Source organism: Erysipelatoclostridium sp. An173 (assembly GCF_002160495.1).
GTDB classification, from domain to species: Bacteria; Bacillota_I; Bacilli_A; order Erysipelotrichales; family Coprobacillaceae; genus Thomasclavelia; species Thomasclavelia merdavium.
On record NZ_NFKR01000017.1, the window covers coordinates 37,206 to 59,329 of the forward strand.

The 22,124-nt window shown below is 28.4% G+C and carries 18 protein-coding genes and 1 pseudogene; 2 read left to right on the forward strand and 17 right to left on the reverse strand.

Annotation, left to right across the window (positions count from 1 at the left end; genetic code table 11):
* The first annotated feature begins 7 nt into the window (after nucleotides 1-7).
* Nucleotides 8-676 (forward strand): MurR/RpiR family transcriptional regulator, encoded by a 669-nt coding sequence (locus tag B5F09_RS08590; protein ID WP_087302020.1) that lies wholly within the window; start codon nucleotides 8-10, stop codon nucleotides 674-676.
* A 94-nt stretch (nucleotides 677-770) separates the two neighbouring features.
* Here the strand turns inward: B5F09_RS08590 and B5F09_RS08595 are convergent, their stop codons facing one another.
* From B5F09_RS08595 to B5F09_RS08680, 17 genes and pseudogenes are all read right to left on the reverse strand, one after another.
* Nucleotides 771-1,940, reverse strand: a complete 1,170-nt coding sequence (locus B5F09_RS08595; protein ID WP_087373619.1) for a PLP-dependent aspartate aminotransferase family protein — start codon at nucleotides 1,938-1,940, stop codon at nucleotides 771-773.
* Between the two features lie 155 nt (nucleotides 1,941-2,095).
* Nucleotides 2,096-4,306, reverse strand: coding sequence for a glycoside hydrolase family 3 N-terminal domain-containing protein (locus B5F09_RS08600; RefSeq protein WP_087373621.1), 2,211 nt, complete (start codon nucleotides 4,304-4,306; stop codon nucleotides 2,096-2,098).
* An 18-nt stretch (nucleotides 4,307-4,324) separates the two neighbouring features.
* Nucleotides 4,325-5,086 (reverse strand): MurR/RpiR family transcriptional regulator, encoded by a 762-nt coding sequence (locus tag B5F09_RS08605; RefSeq protein WP_087302014.1) that lies wholly within the window; start codon nucleotides 5,084-5,086, stop codon nucleotides 4,325-4,327.
* A 43-nt stretch (nucleotides 5,087-5,129) separates the two neighbouring features.
* Nucleotides 5,130-7,784, reverse strand: coding sequence for a glycoside hydrolase family 38 C-terminal domain-containing protein (locus B5F09_RS08610; protein ID WP_239404294.1), 2,655 nt, complete (start codon nucleotides 7,782-7,784; stop codon nucleotides 5,130-5,132).
* Entirely contained in the window at nucleotides 7,768-9,108 is a 1,341-nt protein-coding gene (locus tag B5F09_RS08615; protein WP_087302010.1) for a PTS sugar transporter subunit IIC, read from the reverse strand. Before B5F09_RS08615 ends, B5F09_RS08610 begins: the two co-directional genes overlap by 17 nt.
* Before the next feature lie 154 nt (nucleotides 9,109-9,262).
* Nucleotides 9,263-10,528 (reverse strand): glycoside hydrolase family 125 protein, encoded by a 1,266-nt coding sequence (locus B5F09_RS08620; RefSeq protein WP_087373626.1) that lies wholly within the window; start codon nucleotides 10,526-10,528, stop codon nucleotides 9,263-9,265.
* 211 nt (nucleotides 10,529-10,739) lie between these two features.
* The gene (locus B5F09_RS08625; protein WP_087302005.1) at nucleotides 10,740-11,906 is read right to left on the reverse strand and encodes an iron-containing alcohol dehydrogenase; all 1,167 of its coding nucleotides are present in this window, start codon (nucleotides 11,904-11,906) and stop codon (nucleotides 10,740-10,742) included.
* Between the two features lie 198 nt (nucleotides 11,907-12,104).
* A complete protein-coding gene (locus B5F09_RS08630) occupies nucleotides 12,105-12,473 on the reverse strand; it encodes a hypothetical protein (RefSeq protein WP_087373628.1) in 369 nt (122 codons plus the stop codon).
* A 429-nt stretch (nucleotides 12,474-12,902) separates the two neighbouring features.
* Nucleotides 12,903-13,505, reverse strand: a complete 603-nt coding sequence (locus B5F09_RS08640; RefSeq protein ID WP_087373630.1) for a GNAT family N-acetyltransferase — start codon at nucleotides 13,503-13,505, stop codon at nucleotides 12,903-12,905.
* Nucleotides 13,506-13,516: 11 nt separating this feature from the next.
* Nucleotides 13,517-14,317, reverse strand: a complete 801-nt coding sequence (locus B5F09_RS08645; RefSeq protein WP_087373631.1) for a Cof-type HAD-IIB family hydrolase — start codon at nucleotides 14,315-14,317, stop codon at nucleotides 13,517-13,519.
* Entirely contained in the window at nucleotides 14,310-15,311 is a 1,002-nt protein-coding gene (locus tag B5F09_RS08650) for an ROK family protein (protein ID WP_158095832.1), read from the reverse strand. Before B5F09_RS08650 ends, B5F09_RS08645 begins: the two co-directional genes overlap by 8 nt.
* A 523-nt stretch (nucleotides 15,312-15,834) precedes the next feature.
* Nucleotides 15,835-17,271, reverse strand: a complete 1,437-nt coding sequence (gene pepD / locus B5F09_RS08655; protein WP_087373635.1) for a beta-Ala-His dipeptidase — start codon at nucleotides 17,269-17,271, stop codon at nucleotides 15,835-15,837.
* Between the two features lie 31 nt (nucleotides 17,272-17,302).
* Nucleotides 17,303-17,530 (reverse strand): hypothetical protein, encoded by a 228-nt coding sequence (locus B5F09_RS08660; RefSeq protein ID WP_087373637.1) that lies wholly within the window; start codon nucleotides 17,528-17,530, stop codon nucleotides 17,303-17,305.
* A gap of 144 nt (nucleotides 17,531-17,674) precedes the next feature.
* Nucleotides 17,675-18,049 carry a VOC family protein gene (locus tag B5F09_RS08665; protein WP_239404296.1) on the reverse strand — a complete coding sequence of 125 codons (375 nt, stop codon included), beginning with the start codon at nucleotides 18,047-18,049 and terminating at the stop codon, nucleotides 17,675-17,677.
* Between the two features lie 816 nt (nucleotides 18,050-18,865).
* Nucleotides 18,866-19,021: pseudogene (locus B5F09_RS08670) on the reverse strand (amino acid--tRNA ligase-related protein); the annotation flags it as partial.
* A gap of 229 nt (nucleotides 19,022-19,250) precedes the next feature.
* Nucleotides 19,251-19,844 carry a histidine phosphatase family protein gene (locus tag B5F09_RS08675; RefSeq protein ID WP_087301984.1) on the reverse strand — a complete coding sequence of 198 codons (594 nt, stop codon included), beginning with the start codon at nucleotides 19,842-19,844 and terminating at the stop codon, nucleotides 19,251-19,253.
* Between the two features lie 43 nt (nucleotides 19,845-19,887).
* A complete protein-coding gene (locus B5F09_RS08680; RefSeq protein WP_158095833.1) occupies nucleotides 19,888-21,042 on the reverse strand; it encodes an iron-containing alcohol dehydrogenase in 1,155 nt (384 codons plus the stop codon).
* A gap of 125 nt (nucleotides 21,043-21,167) precedes the next feature.
* Between B5F09_RS08680 and B5F09_RS08685 the strand changes: the two genes are divergently transcribed.
* Complete coding sequence (locus B5F09_RS08685; RefSeq protein ID WP_158095223.1) at nucleotides 21,168-21,803, forward strand: TetR family transcriptional regulator; 636 nt, start codon at nucleotides 21,168-21,170, stop codon at nucleotides 21,801-21,803.
* Nucleotides 21,804-22,124 lie beyond the last annotated feature (321 nt).

The following is a 22,124-nucleotide window of genomic DNA, read 5'->3' on the forward strand; positions in this document are numbered from 1 at the left end:
GGCGTTTATGAATATTCAACATTTAATTGAAAAGTATGAATTAAATAATTTGGAAAAACAGATTGTATCTTACATGCAAAAAAATATTTCTCAATTAAAGTCTATTGGCATACGTCAAATGGCAAAAGACAACTATACTAGTACCTCAACTATCTATAAACTATGTAATAAATTCGGTTTTAAAGGCTACAGTGATATGATTTATCATCTGACATCTGCCAAGGATACTACTATCAACTTCAATGAAAAATATCTTGATTATAAAAAAGAATTTTCTTCATTAATGAGTGATAAATCTAAACGAATTATTGTTTTTGGCTTAGGCTTTTCAGCTCCTATTGCTGAATATATTCAACAACGATTAACTTTAATGGGCTATCAAGCACTTTGCGTAGTTCACATGGAAATGTTTAGTCAGGTATTTTTTGAAAATACTCTTATGATTGTAATTTCTTATTCTGGCAAAACACGTCGTTTAAGTGAAATTGTTACTACTGCTTCTAAAAACAATATTCCTATTATTAGTTTTATTGCTAGTAAGGAATCGCCAATATATCAAGATTCTACTTTACCAATTATTATTGGTAAATATGATTCTTTTTTACATGACAACAGTAAACCAAATTTCTTTTTTGGTGAAACCATAATTGCTTTTGAAACACTCTTGTTCGACTAATGTCACGCTATTATTATACAAATTGACAAAAAATATTTATCAAATCTTTACACAAAAAAAACATGTTATTAAATTTATAACATGTTTTTACTATTTATTGACCATTATATGCTTTTTCAAGTGCTTGTAAAAAGTCATCAATTAATAATTGGCTATCTTCAAGCCCTAAATATACCCTGATATGACCTAACGCTAAACCACGTTGTTTTAATTCTTCAACATTATTACCTTTATATACTGGCATAGCTAGACTTTCAAAACCACCCCAGCTATATGCAAGAGTAAAATGTTTTAAAGAATCCATAAATCTTTCAATAATTTCTGGTGTAGCATCTTTTAATACAATCCCTAATAAACTACCATAACCTTTTAAATAACGATCAGCTAATTCTTTTTGGTGTGAATCACCAGCATAAGGATGATAAATTTTTTCAATTTTATCATGATTTTTTAAAGTATCAATTACTTTTTTGACTGTTTCACTTTGTGATTTAATACGCACTGGTAAGGTTCTTAAACCTCTAATCGCTAACCAGGCATTAATAGGTGTCATTGTTGCTCCTAGTAAGATAGTTGCAAAATTATCAATCTTTTCCATTAAAGATTCATTAGTAATAACAACTCCCCCAACAATATCACTATGTCCACCGATATATTTTGAACAAGAATGAATAACTACATCAATTCCATGAGCTAATGGGTCTTGTAACAATGGGGTAGCCCAAGTATTATCGATTACAGTATAAATCCCTTTTTCTTTAGCAACATCAGCAATCATTTCTAAATCAAGCATTTCAAATTTTTGTGATGAAGGACTTTCAAAATAAATCATTTTAGTATTATCTTTAATATATTTAAAGATTTCTTTAGTATCTGATACATCGATTTTAGTGCTTTCAACACCAAATTTTTCTAATCGTTGAATCAATTTAACAGAAGAACCATAAACAGTATTAACAATAATGATATGGTCATTTTGTTTTACTAAACTTAAAATAGTCCCTGAAATTGCACCCATCCCTGAAGCAAATGCGCGAGCTTTTTGTCCACCTTCTAATTTAGCAACCTTATCTTCTAAAATTTTAATAGTTGGATTATCACCTCGAGTATAAGTGTAGGCAAACTCACCATTAGCATTAACATCTACATAATGTTGGAAATTTTTGAACTTGAAATTTGAAGTTTGTACTATTTCAGGAGCTACTGGATAATATTCATAACCACCATCTTCCAATTCTAAGCAGATATTTTTATCATCATACATTTTTTTATTTTCTCCTTTACCTAATATTATTAACAACTATATCATACCATATTACAACAATTAAAAACCCCAAATTATTGCGTTTTTTATTAGTTATCATTTATTTCTTACATTTATAAAAAACACATTATTATCTAAACTAAAAAGGAGCTAATTTAAAGCTCCTTAGATACAACCACTTTAAATTCTTGATAGTTTTGACTATCTTGTCCAACACAAACAAGAACTTCACCTGGCTCAACTGTAAAATTCATAAACTCATCCCATAAAGCAAAATCTTCATATGTAAGAGTTATTTCAACATTTGTTTTAGATGATTTAGGAACAAATACTTTTTTAAATCCTTTTAATTCTAAAACTCTAACAACAATTGAGGCATTTAAGTGTTTTAAATATACTTGAACTACATCTTTACCATCGTTGTTACTTAAATTACAAACATCTAAAGAAATTGTAAAACCTTCTTTTTTTAACTGCTGTAAACTAATTTTACTAGGCATGTTTATATTTTTATAAACAAAATCAGAATAACTTAAACCATATCCAAATGGTAATAATGGTCCTGGTGCTAAATCAACATAATCTTTTTGAGCGCCATTATATTTATGATTATAATAACATGGTAATGCTCCTACATGACGTGGTAAAGACACTGTTAAATGACCGCTTGGATTATAGTCACCAAACAAGACATCACTGATACCATCACCACCACGAGCCCCAGGATAAAAACTTGCAAGGACTGCTTTAGAATATTTTAAAACCTGATCAATTACATGAGGTCTACCTTGAATTAAAACAGTAACAATATTAGGATTAACTTTACTAACTTCTTTTAATAACTTATTTTGATAACCTTCTAATTCTAATGAAGCTAAATCAATATTTTCACCACAATTCATTTCATTATGCTCCTGTATTTTTAAAGCCCCATTATTTTCAAAAGCATTTTCATATAAACGAGTACTATTACCCCCTAATACTAAAACAACTACATCAGCTTCTTTAGCTATTTTTAATGTTTCATCAAGATTTTCAAATTGCTTAAGCCGAGTTGTACATCCTAAAGCATAAGCTGGTTTATACTTAGTTTTTTTAGCAATCCCTTGTAAAACAGTAACAATATCCTTTTCTTCTTGATAAGCGGTATAATCACCTAATTGATTTAAATAATTATTTGCATTAGGACCAATAACAGCAATTTTTTTATCCTTAGATAGTGGCAAAATATCATTTTCATTTTTTAGTAATGTTTGACATTCTCTAGCACATTCAAGTAATAAGTCACCACTTTCAGGTAAAGAAATATTTTTAGAATCGTTAAAAAGACCTAGTTTTTCTTTTAGTTTTAAAACTCTAATAACAGCCTCATCTAACTCTTTTTCTTGCAGATAACCTTGTTTAATAGCCTCTTCTAATTTTAAATAAACTTGATCCCAAAGGCTTAAATCAACCCCAGCCTTTAATGCTTTACTAGCCATTAGTAAAGGATTATTATTCATCAATAACAGACGATCTAAAGCACAGCCATCAGCCATTACAATTCCTTTAAAACCATATTCTTTTCTTAATATATCACTAAGAAGATTTTTATTAACATGACAAGGAATACCATCAATTTCATTATAAGCAGCCATGACCGCTTTAGCTTGAGCTTTACTAGCCGATTGAACTGGTGGTAAATGAATTTCTCGAAGTTCACGCATCCCAATATTAGCTGCATCGGAATTATGTCCACCAACACTAGCACCTTGTCCACATAGATGTTTAACAACAACTCCAACACCATTATCTTCTTTTTGAAAACCAGTAACTGCTGCTTTAACCATTTGACTTGTTAAAAAGGAATCTTCACTAAAACATTCTTCACTACGTCCCCAGCGAGGATCTCTTAAAACATCAAAACCAGTAAATAACGCTAAGTTTCCACCTTTAGCTGCTAATTCCTGGCTAACATTTTGACTTACTCGTTCCATTAAATCAACATCCCAAGTCATTCCCATTGCTAGTTGAGTTGGAAATACTGCACTTTTTAAAGCCATGTGACCATGAACACATTCTTCACTAATTAAAGCTGGTATTTTAAAACGAGAATGATCTTTGATATATTCTTGAATCATTGTAATAACTTTAAAACTATCTTCTCTACTAATTCCGTTATCTTTGTCGATTTTAGACCAGGCATCAGCGCGCATGATTCCATAAATAGCTCCAACACCGCCAAATTCTTTAACATGATTTTTAAAAGTATCTGTTAATTCATAGTGATCATCAACTTTTTGATAACATTGCCAGCCATATAAATGTTGATTTAACTGACCAACTTTTTCTTTTATTGTCATTTGCTCTACAATTTTTTCTATCATTTCTATCTTCCTGCTTATCTATAAATATCTTTTATTATATAAATATTGATTAACTATTTCTCTTAATAAATATTCAATCGCCAAATGAATATGTAAACGGGAATCAATATCATATCCTTCATCTTCTGAAACTGAAACATTGATTACATAATCTGATAGTCTAGTCATTGGCGCAGCCTTTTTTTCAGTAATCAGCAATATTTTACAACCACTAAGTTTGGCATTTTTCATCGCATCAAGGATTGATTCCGTTGCGCCACTGCGCGAAAGTACAATAACAAAGTCATCCTTGGTAAGATTATTAGCTTCTAAATATAAAAACCAGCTATCATCAGGATAAATTGTTCTAATTCCATATAAACTTAATTTAACTGCTAATATTTTAGCTACATATTTATTCATTCCTGATGAACAAATAAGAACACTTTTAGCATTAACAATATCTTTAACGGCATCATCAATATCGACACTTCTAAGCATTGTCATAGTATCACGGATTTCTTTTTCCATTGTATCTAAAGCGTCTTTACTAGATTTTTTATAAACAAATTCATCTTGACGCTGATATAAAAGATCATAGCGAAAATCCATAAATGATTTATAATTTAGTTTTTTTACCATTCTAAAAATAGTAGTTGTTGATACATTTAATGCATCGGCAAGTGAGGATATTGTTAGACTGGGTTCTAAATTTTCAAAAGTTAATAATTTTTGAAATGACTCAATTTCTAATTCTGTTAAGTTATTACCATACTTCTGAAAGTTTTTGATTAAACTCATCCTTGGGTACCATCCTTTCATGTGAAAATAGAGTAGAAAAAATCTACTCTATTATAACAGTAATGAAAGTATTTGCCATAATGTTTTTAATTAAAATTTGACCGTTTTCATTTTCTAACTTTTCAAGTTTCTCTTCTTGAACATTAGCCAAATAACACTGCTTATCTTTAGATAATGTAAGAATTACCTCTGCAACATCGTCATCACGATTATTTAAGATTCGAACAACTGATCCATTACCTTGTTCACATTTTTTATAAGCCATCAATTCAACTCTTGGATCTAATTTGAAAATACTATTACACCAAGCTAAGTTATCATTTTTATGACGACTAATATCATTTAAATAACGACTTTGTACTGGCGTATTTAAAACTTCAGCATTTCTAATTAAATCACTCATTTGATCAGCTTTTCCTAAAAAAATTGAGTATTCACTAGTAATTGATTTATCTAATAGTTGTGAAGATGGAGTATCCATTCGATATCCAGAAGATCTACCTGGTCTAATTAATAAATCAGCTTTTCCAAATTTACCAACACTTCTAAGTAGTGTTAAACATAGACGTTGGTTAGCTTCAACTTCATATTCTAAAGGACCTTTACTAATTAATGCCATAATTGAATTTTGGTGATTCAATTTAACAAAACGTTGCATTGCATAAATTGGTAAAACGTATTCTGTTGCACCATCTTCTAAACTTTTTTGATTTCCAATTACATTATCTCTAATTATTGTTCCAAATTGATCTTGACTACAGTTTTGTAAAGATTCATATAAATCATCAAAAGTAACTCGTACGATGTGATCTGATGAATGATTTTCAACTGTTGTTTTAAAATCAATTGTTTGACTATTAGCTTTTAAAGAAACATCACTAATTATATTTAATTCTTTTAATTCAGCAACTCGATGATGATCAACAACCTTTTCAGGAACCATTGTCTTATATACAAGTCGATATTTGACTTCAATTGGAGATGATTCAATTAAGGTAATAGTTGGTTTAGTATCGTTAAGACAAATTTCTTGATCATCAACACATGGTGAATAATTATATTCATCACCATCATCACCTTTTTCAACAAAAGTATTTAAATTACGATATGTTTCGTTAGTGATTTTGTTTGTTGCAGTAACTGTTCCATTAGCTTCTATCTTAATTTTTAAATATTTATTTTCAGCTCCGTTTTCAAAAACAGTCACATCACCATCAATATTATTTTCGGTTGTTTCATTAAAGCATACTTTTAATATTTCATAACCCATTGCTGGTAAAAATGAAGTAGCTATTTTTAGTTGAACTTTAAATTTAGTTCCTTCTAATACTTCTCCAGAATCATGGAAATTTTCCATTCCATTATAATATTCAATATCGTGACAAGTATCAATTATTTCATTTGTCAATTGATAAGGCACAATTGAACCATCTTGTCTTTTTAAAACAAAGTCTTTATTTTTAACGATCATACTAACAAAAGCATAATCATTTCTTTGATATGGTAAGGTATTAAATAAAACTAAAATATCTTCATTTTCTTTTAGTGAACTTAAATCTGTTTTTTCAGCTAAATATCTAAAATTCATCCAGATTAGTTCATTTAAACCATGTCGTAAATTTAATAAACGATTTTCAACTGTATGATTGATACTATCAGGTGATGAACTATAAATTGAATCATGGAATTGATTTTTGAAAATTATCTTCCAGAAATAATTAACTAGTTCTTGATCACAGTAACCACCTAATGCTCGAGTAATCCCAATCATTGGTTCAACAACTTTAGCCATCATTGTTTCATAATAACGCATGGCATTTTTGATATCAATTCTAGTTGAAGTAATTCCAGCGTGAATTCTTCCTAAAGCGGCACTACGAGCCTCTCCTTCATAAACATTTAATTGATGATTATTATTTTTAGCTGCTTGTAACAATGTATCTAAATAATCTTCTGGATTATTCATTTGACAGTTATAACCATCTTTTTTTAATTGTTCAATTGTCTTTGAGGCATGTCTTCTTGGAAAAGCGTAATCACTACCAAGCATGAATAATACTTCTTGATCTTGATAACGAGCTTTTAATTTAGGAATAAAATTTTCCATATCTTTTTTTACTTCCTGATAATCTTCAGGAAAACCACGATAATGTCCATAACCCAAGGCAAAATGAACTGCTGGTAAAACAGTATTGCCATTTCCTTTCCATAAAAACAATGAATCATCTAAACATTCGTAATCAAAACCACGCCAAGCATAGACACCTTTCATTCCTAATTCTTTAAATAAATAAGGTGTAACTTTGTTTTGACCAAAAGCGTCCGGTACCCAGCCAACATTCATACAATGTCCTAATGAGCTAGCATATTTTGAACCTACTAATAAATTTCTAATTAATGCTTCACCAGAAGGAATAATCATATCTGGCTGGACATACCATGGACCAATTAATAATTTTCTTTCAGTAACCAGTTTAGTAATCTTTTCTTTTTGATATGGTTTAATCGCTAGATAATCTTCTAGAGCTGCTGTTTGCCCATCAAATGTAAAATATTCCATTTTGCTGTCATTTTCCAGCATATCGATTAATCGATCAAAAAAGTATACTAATTTAATTCTTGAAGCGTCTGTTGAACGAAGCCATTCACGATCCCAATGAACATGAGGGATAAAATGTATTCTACTCAAGAACAACACCTTCACTCTCTGCTTCAATACTATTTTGTTTAATTTGTAGTTTTACAAATGGATAATATAAAATTAAATCAATAATAAATAGTACTATACATAAAACAACCGGACTCATTGTAAAGGCACCAAGTACCCATGCATTAACAAAAATTGGTTCAACCCCAGAGTTCAATACAACTAAATGGTTTACTAAGCCCCAAGATGTTGCAAAGTAACCGATAATTGCATTAACAACTGGTACAAATACAAATGGAATAAACATAATTGGATTTAATACGATAGGTAATCCAAATGTTACTGGTTCATTAATACCAAATAATCCTGGAATAATTGCAACTTTTCCAATTGATCTTTCGGCAGAACCTTTTTTACCTAATACTAATAATAAGACAACTAAAGCTAATGTTGATCCAGAACCACCAATCATAGCGTAAACATTACATAATGTATTTGGTGCTACTTCTGTAATTTTATCAAAAGATCCTGTTTCCACAAAAATTTGAATGTGTTCATAGAAAATTGGCATCCATAATACTGAAATTAGACCCCACATGATTGAAAAACCATGAACTCCAAAGAACCATAATAATTGCATAATAATAATTACTAAAATAACAGCTGGTAATCCAGTACCAATTCCGTTTAATGGTGTAATAATAAATTGTGTAAATAATTCTTGTAGTGATGCAAATCCACATGAAGTTACAATCTCTTTAATTCCTGAAAAAACAACCATGATTACAAAAAATGGAATAATTGATAAAAATGAACTCAATACCATTGGTGGAACTTGTCCAGGTAATTTAATTGTATATTTTGAATTAACTAAATGATAATATAAGTATGCAGATGCTAATCCAATAACCATTCCTGTAAACATCCCTTCATAATTGAAGAAGTTAATTTGGAATGCAGTAATAGTTGAATCACCAACATCAATTGCATTTGGAATAGTAGCAATATAAGCAATTAATGATACAACACAAGCTACTAAAGGAACACATTTATCACCTTTTTTATTTCCTTTAAGTTGAGTAGCATAATTATAAGAAGAAGCTAATACAACAACTAAACCAGTAAGCCCCATTGCTACTGTATTAATATTAGCGAATGTATCAACAATACTTCCAAAAATACCATCTAATGATATTCCCCATTCACCACACCAGTAATTGGCTTGTTGACTAATTAGTCCTGCTAATGAACCAACAACTGTAAATGGGCTGGTTAAAATACAAGCGTCTTTAATCGCATTTAATAATTTGTTTGCGGTAATTTTATTAGAAAACGGCATTAGATATTTTTCTAATAATGACATAATAAATTTCATTTTCTTATTTTCCTCCCTTTGACAACTACAAGTATATAAAAAGCGCTTTCAGATTTGAATTACAGAACTGGTAATATTTTTTCTAAAGATCAAATAAAAAAAGAAGGAGTTTATCCTTCTTGAAAAATTATACTGATTTTTCACATATAAACAATTATTTAAGACATGTTTTAATAATCAATTCTGCAAATAATGAATTAGCCCAGCAAAACCACTCTCTAGTATACTTGCTATCATCGTTTACATCAAAACTTTCATGACAATATCCAGTATTACCGGTATTATTTACAATCATTGAAATAAGTTCATTAATTTCATCAGGATCATTAGAAGTTAATGCCTGCATAGTAAGTGCTATTGGCCAAACATATTCTTTCCAAGTATGGGGTGAACCAATTCCTTTTGCCAGTTTTCCTTGATAATAATATGGATTATCTTTACTTAAAATAAATTTACGAGTATTTTGATATATTTCATCATCAATATCAGTATATTCTAGATAAGGAATTGAAAGTAAACTAGGAACGTTAGCATCATCCATTAGCACATGATTACCATATCCATCAGTTTCATAAGCATAAATTTTACCATATTTAGGATGTAAGTAAGTCCCAAATAATTCAATTCCATAATCGATTTGAAATTTTAAATCAATAATTCTTTCCTTTAAATATTGATCATGGTATATTTCATCAACAATTTGCTCTAAGTATCCTAAAACAACACTACAAAACATATTACCAGGAATATTATAATTTAAAGCACAAGCATCATCACTTGGTCTAAAAGCACTCCATGTCATTCCCGTATAACGGGTATCAAAACCATGACCATGATTTTGTAATGTTTCTGTTTTTCTTAGATTCCATTTTTTAGCCATATCTCTTTCAAATGTATATGATGATTTTTGACTATGATATTGTTCTGTTTCAATTGTATCTAAGAAAACATTAATAAAATGTAAGTATGTTTGATCGAAAATAGAAGCATCATTACACTGACGATAATATTGATAGGCTAATTTGATTGGATAACATAATGAGTCAACTTCATATTTTCTTTCCCATACATATGGTTTCATGATGGTAGTATCATGATATTCTCTTATAGTATCTTCAGTGTTTAAAAAAGCATTAGCATAAGGATCTAATAAAACATAATCAATTTGAGCTTTAATCAATCCTTTGATTTTTAATCTTAGATCTTCATCATCATTAATATAGTCTAGATAATGATTTACCTGACAGCTAGAATCACGTAGCCACATAGCATTAATATCACCAGTGATAATATAAGTTTTATCGCCTTCAACTTTCATACTTGTTTCTATTGTTGATAGAAAACATTTTTTAAACATTTCTTTTAACTTTTCATCTTTAATAACTGTATCTGCTTTTTCTAATAATGTTTGTATATTCATAATTACCTCCATTTTCTACCTTACCACTTATTTTATTTATGTCTATTTCTAGTAAAGTAAATTTTTTTCAGCTTATAATATATAATTATATAGTTAAAGATACTTTGTTATCAAGATAAGCAGGCTTTTCTTTTGTTGTAAATATAATAAAAAGATATCCCAATTATTTTAGGATATCTTTTTATATAGTTGTGTTATTCAATTTATAGTTTTACATACTTTCTTTTAATATTTCAACAATTTCATCATGTGTTAAAACTTTATAACCGCCTTGGTTGATAAATGTACCATCAGCGATACCCTCAAGCATGTCTTCTTTTACTCCTAAATCAGTAAGATTCATTACTAAGCCGATTTCATTCATCCATGCTTCCATTGCATCTAAACCGGCATTAGCAATTTCTAAATCAGTTTTTCCTTCAGGATTTACATTCCAAACATTAATTGCATAACGTTTAAATTTTGGTAAACCAGCTTCCATAATATGATGATAATATGCCATTGATACTGCTGCTAATGTCATACCATGAGTAGCATCAGTATAGGCACCTACAGATTGTCCAATCATATGAACCATCCAGTCTGTTGCTTTACCTTTAGCAATCAATGTGTTTAAAGCCCATGTTGCAATCCACATAATATTGCTTCGTGCTTCATAGTTTTCTGGATCTTTAATAGCTACTTTAGAACTATTGATTAATGATTTTAATAAACCTTCAGCAATATAATCTGAAGTATTATCATCATCACCAGAGAAATATTGTTCTAAGATATGTGACATAATATCATAGAAACCAGCTACCATTTGATATCTTGGTAGAGTATATGTGAAAGTTGGATTTAAAATTGAAAATTTAGGGAAAACATTGTCACCAAAAACATGTCCAATTTTTAATTTAGTTTCATGATTTGTAATAACAGCACCACCGTTCATTTCTGAACCAGTTCCAACCATTGTTAATACACAACCAACAGGAATAATTTTGTTATCAACATCTTCCATTCTTAAATAATATTTGTCCCAAGGATCTTCTTCACAATATGCTGATACAGAAACAGCTTTAGAATAATCACACACTGAACCGCCACCAACAGCTAAGATCAAGTCAACGTTATTTTCTTTTGCAATTTTACATCCTTCGTATAATTTTTCTACTGTTGGATTTGGCATTACACCACTATCTTCAAAAATATTTTTGTTATTGGCTTTTAAAATATTTACAACCTGATCATAAATACCATTTTTCTTAATTGATCCACCACCGTAGACCAGCATAACATTATCACCATATTTAGCTAATTCCTGATTTAAAAAATCTAAAGAATTTTCTCCAAAATACAATTTTGTTGGATTAGAATATTCAAAATTACCTAACATTTCTATCACTCCTTCGATTAATATTTTAGCTTCTTTAAACCAAAATAGCCAATACTTATCTTTTATAGATTGTTATACCTAAAAAGCATTAATTAAAGCTACTTGTTTTTAAATTTCAAGTTCTATATAAAAAAGAAGATTATCCCAAACCTTCTTTTACCCATAAATTATATAAATAAAATCAATAATTACTCAAAATTATTTTAATCCTTTTACAAAAGGAATTAAACAAAGTAACACTACAATTCCTACGATACCAACACAAATACCAACAATCATGTTACTCCATACCATTGCCATACACATTCCTACACCAAATAATAATGCACCGACAATACCTATTAATGTTGCTAAAATAGTTTTACCAGATAACTTAATTGGACTTTTATTTTCCATCTTACGCCAAATTAAAATCATAATTAATAAAACAACTAAACCGACAACTCCCATAACAATTCCTGGTTGAAAAGCATTCCATTCTGGAATCATAGTCATACAAGCCCCTAGTGCAAATAAAATACCTCCAATAATACCTAAAATCATTGCAACAAAATTACTTTTTTTCATAACTTATTTGACACTACCTTTTTATTTTCTTTTTTTAGCTCTTTGTTTTTTTCTTGATTAAGTCTTACTTTAGCTTCATCTACTGATTCTCCATCTTTAGTTAAATAATTTTCAACAAAGCGATCAGATATTTTATTAAATCCATCAACGAAGCCATTTTAAATTTTTTTATAATCACTAACAACTTCATCAGCAATCTTTTCATTTACCTTAACTAATTTTGATTTAGCCATCTTTTATACCTCCTTTGTTTTGACAGGTATAAAATATCATTGAATTATTTATGAATAATTTATAATTTGTTTCTAAAATGTTAAAATCATCAAATTGTTGCGTTGTAACTAAAAAATTTTTTGTGCAATAAAAAAGAACCTGTTTCTTTTACATCCTAAGAATCAAGTTCTTTATTTATATTATTTAATATCTATATTAAATATTTTCTTCAATATAATGATTTGGATACATATCCCAATATTTTTTAAATACTCTTTTTTCATTACCATCTAAATTAATCTGATACATTCTAAATACTACCAAAATATCTTTAGGTTGCCATTGTTCTTCATATGAATACATATATTTCATGCCACATTTTTGCATAACTTTACCACTGCCAATATTTCTTTGATCACAAGTTGCATGAATATAAGCAAAACCATCTTCTTTTAATTGTTTTAACATTGCAAGACTTACTTCACTTGCAATCCCTTTTTTCCAATAATCTCGATGAATCCCATAACCTAAATCACCACATTTTTCTTCTAAATCAATATCAGTAACATCTGCGTATCCAACTACTTTATGACTATCTTTAGCTTCAATAGCGTAAAAATAAGAAACTTCTTTTTGATATTCTAGATAAACTCTATCTTCTAAAAATCTTTTAGTATCATCTACTGTTTTACTGACAAACCATGGTAAATATGTATTTACTACTTCATCTTTTAATATTTCATGTAAATCATTAATATCATTATCATTAAACTTTCTCAATATAAATCTTTCTGTTTCTATTCTAGGACTATTTTGCATAAATTTACCTCCTAAACTTTAATATTTTTAGTCAAAACACCTAATTGTACTAATGCATAACTAACACCATCATGTTTGGCATCTTTAGAAACATGAGTAACTTTATCGATTAAATGCTTAGCTGCAGTACCAATCAAAACACTATTGCCAGCAGCTAATAACATTTCTTCATCATTATTACTATCTCCAAAAGCATAACTATTAGCTTTATCGATATTAAAATATTCTAATAACTTGTTCATTGCTTTTCCCTTAGAATATCCTTTTAATACTACCTCTGTTTCATCTTCATTTCTTTTAATAAAATCAAAGTATTTATCCATTTCTTTTTCAAAATTTTCTCTAGCATTTTGATTTGGATAGTGAATTGACATCTTGACAAAATGAAAACTTGGGTCAGTTACTGGTAAAAATTTCAAACCTCTTTTTTCAATACTTTCAATCTGATTTTTCATATAATCAGATGTAATATCATTACAAAATAACCCATTATGTCCTTCAAAATAAGCTTCAATCTGATAAGTATTTAAACAATCTAATACTTCTTTAATTTGATTTTCTGGTAATTTTGCTTCTAATAAAACCTTATCTTGATAACGAATATATGTTCCACAACCACATATAAAACCATCAAAAGGTAAAGTATAGACTTGCGCTCCTAAAGCATTAAAACTTCTTCCTGTATTTAAGAAAATTAAATGTCCTGCCTCTTTTAATTGTGCAAAACTATCATATGTTTGTTTAGTTATTTCATCTGTTTCTTCAATTCTAAGAGTTCCATCAAAATCAAAGAAAAATATTTTTTTATCCATTTCTTTTCTCCCTATTATAGTCTGTATATAAATCAAATAATTTTAATATTCCTAAATAATGCAAACCATCAAGTCCATCTTCTAACGGGTTAGTTGACTTTTCAAGATTAATTAAATAGCGTTTGCTTAAAGATTTACTAACTCCTTCTTTAATTTTAGTTAGTGATAGATTATTATCTTTTTTCATTGCGATAATTATCTTTTCAGGATCAATCGTTACCGCTACAGCTACTAAAATTAAAACAAACATATCCTCTAAAACCTCTTTAGCTGATTTACTAGCAATCACCTCATTAATTGTTTGATTTTGATATGGTAATAATCCTAGCTCACCTGAAAATGATTGATGACCTTTGATTATATTCCCTTCAACATAATAAGCACTTCCAATCCCAGTTTCACTCATATAAATATACGCTAAATTATTACAAGATTGTTTGGCCTTAATTGACATCATCATACTATTAACATCATTTTCAATTATAATTGGTATCGTCGTTCTCTTTTTTAAATTTAGAGCAATTTCATGTTTTGTCATATACTCACCATGATCTGTATAAAAACATTCATCTTGAATAACTCCACTTGAAGCAATACTAATACAATTAACTACATATTTTTCTGTTATAGTGATAATAATATTTTCTAATTCTTCATTAAGTGAACAAACTATATGCTTATGAAAAATAGTATTATCTAAAATATCTTTCAATTTTAAATCTACAGTTCCTTCATCAACAAATACGGATAAGATTTGAAAATGTTCTTTAGAAAAAGTATATCGTCCTGGACAGCTACCCCCACTAGATTGATCTACATTTTGCAAAGTTAGTATTCCTTTATTTTCTAAACTTTTTAAAATACTTCTTACTGAAGATTGTGAAAATGATGTTTGAGCAACTAACTCGGCCATTGTTGCATTATTTAATTGATACAAATTTTTTAATAATTCAATGCTGTTCATTTTTTTTATATCTTCGGATTTATACGTCATCATTATCACCTCTAACTTTTATTTACCCTCAACAAAAGTATATATGTATTTATCTTAAAGTTAATAAAAAAAGAATAATTAACATTTAAATGCTATTAATTATCCTTTTAAATTATTATTCTTTTATCCAAAACTAAATAAAATTTATAAAGCTTTTTTGGTGGTTGTTTTGCTTTTAGCAAGAACTGATGGTAAACAGTTTTCAATTATTGTAGCAACTTCCATTTCACTAGTCTTACAATCAGTATCAACCCAATGTTTTTAAGATCATTGTAAAACCTGCTTGAAAATTAATAAATACGCATCATACAATTTATTACTTTATTTAGTATAACAAATAAATTTTAAAACAATTTTTTATCTAATAAACCATTTTATTCGATTCGGTTAATTCTATCGGTGGTCTATCGGTGCTCTATCGGTGGTCTTTTTTAAATATAGCCACCTTTTGCTTTAACTCCAACATATTAATCTTTTAAAAGCAATAATTCTATTTAATAATATCTTTTTTTGATAAGATTTTTTACAGTTTCTTTAATATCGCTTTTAATACTTCATACATCTTTAAAAAAGAAGCTAGGTTCATTTTTTCTTCTGGTGTATGGGCTCCTGAACATTCAGGTCCGATAGTAATAATATCTAATTCAGGGATAAGCCCTTTTAAAATTCCAATTTCTAACCCGCCATGACTAGCTTGAGTTATCATTTTAGTACCTAACTGCTCTTTAATAACTTCTTTTAAAATATCTCGCATGAATGAATTAGCTTCATAATTCCACCCAGGATAATCCGATTCTATTTGTACACTAGCATTTAATAATGATGTCAACAGTTTGATTTCATTAGTTAATTCTTCACGAGCACTAGTCAAAGGACTACGAATTAAATAGTGACATTTTATCTTGTTATCAACAACTTCCATTTGTCCTAAATTTAATGATACCGTTGTAAGATCATCAATAACCATACTTTTTGCTTTAAAACCATCAGGCAATAAATAAATTAAATCAATCGCTTCCTGACTAGTTTTTTCATCAAAACAAACTGGTGCTTTTTTAGGTAATTGGTTTAATGAATATGTCAAATCAGGATCACTAAACTCTAACTCTGTTTTGATTTTAGTCATAATATTTTCAAATATTTGTTGCACAACTGATAACGAAGTATCAACAGCGAATTCTACAACGCACTCTCTAGCAATAGCATTAGCTTTTAGACCACCAGTTATATTAACTAATCGTATTTTAGTTTTCTTAGACAGATGCTGTAACATTCTAAAAGCAATTTTATTAGCATTTCCTCTTTCCTTACTAATAAATTTTCCTGAATGACCACCTAATAATCCTTCAATCTTTAATCTATAAGTATCCCAGTTATTATTAATTTGATTAAGTTCTTTTGTTACAGTAACCCTTCTTCCACCTGATGAAGAAACACAAGTTACCGCTTCATTTCCAGTATCCATACTAATCATTCGTTTAGCACGAATTTTATCAGCCGATATGTTTCGCACTCCTAACATTCCTACCTCTTCTTGAACTGTAAAAACACAATCAAGTGGTGGGTGATCAATATCTTTACTTTCTAAGATTGCTAACATATAACTAATAGCATAACCATCATCAGCTCCTAAAGTAGTTCCTTTTGCATGTAAATAACCATCTTCAACATACAATTTTAAAGGATCATTATCAAAATCATGGTCATAATCATAGTCTTTTTCACAAACCATATCTATATGACCTTGCAACATTACTGGTGGATGATTTTCATACCCCTTAGTACCATCTTTATAAATAATGACATTTTTCATATCATCTTGAAAATATTTCAATTTATTCTTTTTAGCAAATTCAACTAAATAATTGCTTATCTTTTCTTCATGAAAAGATCCCCGAGGAATTTTAGAAATTTCTTCAAAATATTTAAATATTGCTATACTTTCTGTCAAAATCGCCACAATTTTTCCCCCTCGTTTAATATATCATTAACTATTTTTCTTTCTTTATTAATATCATTTTTTGTTTATCTTTACAATTAGGACATTTTAAATAAATTGTTCCCACATAATTATTTAAATTACCAACTATATTAAAGATAGATGGCTGACATTTACATTTACACTTCTCACATTTAAAACAATACTTCTTTTTTATATATACTGCTCTTATAAACATAAATACTAACAAAGCAATTATAACTAATATTATCCACCACATATTTACACCTCTAATTATAAATTTCAATTACTTCTGCTTTTCCAACATCTTCTTCGAAGCTATCATTATAGATATTCTTAATATTGCATTTTCTTAGCTAATCGGCATTAATTTTTAATATCATTTACAAATTTAACTACTATATTAATAACTCCCTGTTATTTCTAAAATATTACCATCTGGATCGATTACATTAAAATAATAATACGGCATACGAATATTCACATACATTATTTGAGAAACCTTTCCTATTTTCAATGACTTTATTCTTTGGTACTCACTTTTTAAATCATCTGCTTCAAAATTAAAAATAACAGCATTATTCTTTTTATAACCATCTTCTTTAAAAAAATCATCAATATAAGCTTGATTAAAATGAATATCCTGTTCCTCTTTTAAAAGCTTTTTATCATATTTTTTATTATAAAGCGCTAACTGATTACCACAATCAAATACTATCCACCTATCATCATTGCAATATAATGGTTCTTTTTGTAAAAGTAATTTATAAAAATTCAAAGATTTTTCTATATCTTCAACACATATATAAGTAGTTTATAATCTCATATTATTATTCCTTTCAAACTGTAATCATTTATATCTATAATTATAATATCCACTTACTATGATTGCTATCTTTTTGCAATGAAATACTAGTTATCTGATATTATCCACAGTTCATATTCTTTTTTATATAAAATGTTATTAAATCATTACTGCTTTAGATACTTATGATAATATATGAAGATTTATTTTAATTTGTTGCGATACATATTGCATTAATCTCTTTAATTATAAAGATTACCAAAAGAAAATAACCGCCCAACATCAATTGTAACGGTTATATTTTTTGAATAACTTTTATTCTTGGAACAACTACTTAACGATAGCTCCTTTTTCACTTATATTATACGCAACTATGTTATTTTTACAACAATTTTTAATTGTATATTTTATATTAATCTTTACTATTTTATAATAATAGAAAATAATTGTAATATAACTGACTATCCTAATAAAAATAGTTAAATTATTATATTAAAATTAATATTTATCTACAATTTAATGACAAATCATCTGTATTTTATAATCAGGTTATTTCTGTCATGGTAAGGGTAATTGTATATTACATATGCAAATAGCTAGATAGATATTTATAACGATAACTAAACTGATGTTAAGTTCACTCTAAAAACTAGAAAAGGTAAGGAATGCGACTCCTTACCTTTTTGCATTTGATACAATACTTTTCGATTTACAAGCAGATTATAACATATAACCGCCTAATTTCAAGTATGCCAATTTTTTGCTATTTTATACTTTTTAATTTATCAATTATTTTCCTCTTGGTTTCATTTGAGGGAATAAGATAACTTCTTGGATAGATTCTTGACCAGTTAATAACATAACTAATCTATCAATACCCATACCCATTCCACCTGTTGGTGGTAATCCGTATTCTAATGCTTCTACATAATCTAAATCCATTTCAATTCATACATAATTTTTATATATATTTTTACATGTTATTTTGTATTAGTAAACGACTAAAAAAATATATAGCTTGTAGATTTTATATATAGTTATCTTATCTTGTATGCCAGAATGTATGCCACTACTTTATATTCATGTTATGTGTTTATTTTAATAATTAGTACGTTTTTAATAAAGATAATAAAAGTACACATTTACTCTAATGATAAGTAAACACGATAGAAATCTATTTGCAACTTTCAAAGTCTGGTCTTATACTGTCAATATATCTAAATGTATCATTTTCATATTCAAAATGCAAAATACAACAATTAGTTAATCCACCTTGATTATTTACAACACTAGGATCCGTTACACTACTTAAAAAAGAATAACACGCTCCTCCATGCGAAACAGCAAGTACACATTGATGATCCATCTTATCCATAATTTCTTTTAAGATACCTGCCACCCTATCAACTACATCTTGAAAATACTCTCCACCATAATGTGGGAATAAATCATCATAATCAAATGACCAATCTATTTTAGGATTTAAATCTTCACTTTCACCCTCAAAAATACCAAAATTTCTTTCTTTTAGCTGTTTTAATCGTTTATATTCAACCTTATGATCAGTAACTATTTCTAGCGTATCACAACACCTCTCAGCTGTAGAACTATAATAATGATCAAATTGAATATCTTTTAAAATTTCTCGAACTGCCTTTGCTTGTTTTACTCCGTTTTCCGTTAATGGAGAATCACACCATCCTTGAATTTTTCTTCTTACATTAAATAACGTTTCTCCATGTCTCATTAAATATAGATGTTTGACCATAATAATGCCTTCCTTTCTCTCTAATCAAACCAATACAATATCGCTATTTGCAACGCAATAATAATTCATATATCTCTTCTCTTGTTAATTCTCTAGGACCTGTATTAGAAATCTCACATGTCTGAGACACAGTTCTTGCTATATCTTCCGTTAGCTCATATCCTAATTCTGTAAATGTAGTTGACAGTTGAGCCTCCTTGATTAATTTCTCTAATGCCTCTATTCCTTTTAATGCTATATTTTCTTCTGAATCTTTATCATGAATTTCCATAATAACACGTGAAAATCTAGCAAACTTAGATATATCTCCCTTATAAACGGCTCTATAGTACGCCGGTTGAATAACTGCAAGTTGTTGTCCATGTGTACCATGAGAATAAGCTCCTAATGCATTTTCAATTTTATGTGCTTGAAAGTCACCAGGCTTACCAACATTAAACAAAAATGTTTGTACCAATGATGAATCCCACATTAAATTAGATCGAACTTCTAAGCTATCATTTCCATGAATCAATTCTCTCATATTGTAAATAATATCTTTCATTAAACCTTCATTCAATAAGTCTGATACATTAGTGGTTTTTCCAAAATAAGTTTCCATACAATGTGTCAAACTGTCAAATACTCCAGGCATAAATACTTTAAGAGGAACTGTCATAATATAATTTGGATCTTCGATTACAAATTTAGCATACGGACCAGTTAACGTTTTCTTCTCATGTCTTTTTTCATATGTTACTGCTCCTAAACAATCCATCTCCGCTCCTGCTCCGGATAAAGTTAAAATGACAGCAAAATTTCCCATATTTTCTGGAATTACTCCTTTTTCTAATTGAGCTTCCCAAATATCCTCATTAATTTCAGTACCTGAGCAAATGACTTTACAACAATCGATGACAGATCCTCCACCGATAGCAAGGATTAAATCAACATTATTTTCTTTATATAGCTTAATTCCATCCAAAACTTTTTCATAAGTAGGATTTGCTGATATTCCTGGAAAATCAATAATATTCTTTCCGCATTCCCCCAAGACCTCGATAACTTCGTCATAGATACCATTTCTTTTGATTGATTCTTGACCATAAGCGAGCATTATATTCTTGCCATAATGCTTTAATTCGTCTTTAAGATATCTCTTGACACTGTTTTTACCAAAATATACCTTTACAGGCATTTGATATACAAAATCTTTCACAATATCTCTCCCTTCTATAAGGGACATATCGTCTCTTATATAAAACATAATAAGTGATATCGTGTCTCTTGTCAATTGAATTTTTTTTATTTGTTTGCTATAATCTAAAAGAAAGAGTGATGATAATGAAAAAAAACTTTATTAGAGCAAAAAGTCAAGAGAATAAAAATATACGAATACAACAAATCATGGATACTACAGATAAATTATTTTATGAAAAAACTTACCATGAAATAACGCTAACAATGATTGCCAAAGAAATGAATCTTGCAAGAGGTGGACTCTATAAATATGTGACTTCAAAAGAAGAAATTTTTTTGATGATATATTTGCAAAAGCAAGGTATAATGTTGCAAGATATTGTAAATAATTTAAGTCGTGATAAAATAAATCCTGATTCATTATCAAAAGTAATAAGTCAAACAATTTATCAACATTTAGACTTTATTAAGTATCATCAAATATTAAACGCTATAATCGAAACAAATGTGACTGTTGAAAAACTTGCTGAATTCAAATTAAAATCACACAAACAAATGACCAGTTTATTTAATATATTAGAAAGAGTATTACAAAAAAACAGAATACAAATTTACGATTTATACCTAACAATATTATATCATTGTGTGTATCTATATGATCGTGTTGCCTATAATAAGAACTATGTAAAAGCAATGAAACTTGCTAATCTTGAAATAGAAAATATTGATTTTGTAGAACATCTTTCCCACTTCATACATATAATTTTTTTTAATAATTAAAGTAAATTTTTTTATTACATATACCAATACTAAATTTAAACAATAGTAAAGATCATTTATTAATATCAATATTTAATAATCAAATCTAGTTATTTGTAGTTTTCTTCTCGAATAAATCACTATCCCCCATTTCGACTGTTTTTCAATATTTCTTCAAATTTTCTAGAATAATCAACTTCTCTTTTTAACATTGTTATAAAACTTTTTTTCTATTATAAAAGTTAAAATAAGATTACCCAAATTGTTGCAGATAAGTGGTTACACTTTGCATTAATCAGGGTAATCTTTTTTGATATAATTCTTTCCTGTAAAGGAGTGAAT